Annotated in this window: 1 pseudogene; it reads left to right on the top strand. The window is 66.4% G+C overall.

Annotated features, from left to right (window positions below):
• Positions 1-1,431, top strand: a pseudogene (locus HMPREF1137_RS10450) (hypothetical protein); the annotation flags it as partial.

Genomic DNA, 1,431 nt, shown 5'->3' with positions numbered 1-1,431 from the left:
CTGGCGCTCCTGCCACCGGTGCACCCGCAACTGGCTCCCACGGTGCTGGCGCATCCGGTGCGCCTGCTGCCCCCGGAGCTCCTTCGAGCGGCTCGCATGGTGCCGCTTCTGGCCACGGTGCTGCTGGTGGCTCCCCCGCTGCTCCCGCGCGCAACAACGGCATGGGTGAGCACGTCGCTACGGGTGACCCCATTCCCCCGAGGAAGCCTACTGATCCGGACAAGCCGGCTACCGGCTCGGGTCGCGATTTCCAGTCCTCGACAAACAAGACCGATACGCACAGCGGCGGTAACCAGAAGAACTTGGATCATCTGGACTTCAAGCCCGGTGATTCGGACAAGGTTTCCAACGGTCAGTACCGTCCGGTCGAGACCGCAGGTGGTCCTCACCGCGGCGGCACCGACGGAGCTCCGAAGGGTGACAACTTCGAACCGCAACCCGCTGTTGCGGGCGGCGGGAAGCCTCCGCAGAAACCTGATTCTTCTTACCGTGTTGGCCCCGATCGTTCCCTGACACTTGACGAAGTTGGGTCTGAGGGTCGCTTTGCAGTTGGTGGGAAGTCGCAGAGGAATCCCAACAATTCGTGGGACTCCGATGGCTTGTCTACGAACCGGGACGATTACGATCTTTTCGGCGTTGAGAACAGGAAGGACTCTTCCTACCTGGATCACAGCTCGACCCACGCTAACGGTGAGACGCGCGGTGCCGATGAGCTTGTCGGCGCGGGCGTTGGCCGTAGCGAGGCCAGCGTGGGCGCTCAGGGATCCTACGAGCGCGCTGGCGCCTTCGGTGGCAGCGATCCGAGCCGTGTCAGCCACGGAGCGGACGGATTCGGCGGCACCGCCGATTTCGGAGCGAACGCAGGACATGCGGGTCACGGCGCACACGGCGTCAGTAATTCCGCTGATGTCGGTGGCGGCGTAGGCGACGCGTCACGTGGAACGCACGCTGCTGGCGCCACCACGGGCCAGGGCGGTGGCCATGTTGGTGCTGATACTGGCACCCACGGTGGTTCGTCGGCCCCTGCGCAGGGGCCGCACCGCGCCGATCCGGGCATGTCCACCGGTGATACGCACGGCGTTTCGCGCGCTGATTCCACCCCCGGCCACGGTGACACGCCCCGGGCAGGACATGGTGGAGACGGCACCCCCGACGCGCCTACCACACCCAAGAAGGACACTCCTGCCGGGGACGCCCTGGGTGGCGACAAGCAGCCGCATGGCGGAAAGCATGGAGCAGACACGCCTGCCACCCACGCGGATGAGGCCGCCGACGCCAGCAAGGCTGGCCACGGCTCCAGCGACGCACATGCCTCCGGTAAGGCCGATGCCGACGCGAAGCATGGGCACGATTCCGTCGAGCACGCGGAGGCTGACCCCAAGGCGAAGGACCACTCCGCCAACGGTAAGGCCGACGACGCTGCTGACTCGG

The organism is Actinomyces sp. ICM39 (genome assembly GCF_000282935.1).
Classification (GTDB): Bacteria; Actinomycetota; Actinomycetes; order Actinomycetales; family Actinomycetaceae; genus Pauljensenia; species Pauljensenia odontolytica_B.
The sequence above is the reverse complement of the archived record's forward strand: the minus strand, read 5'-3'. Positions and strand labels throughout refer to the sequence as shown.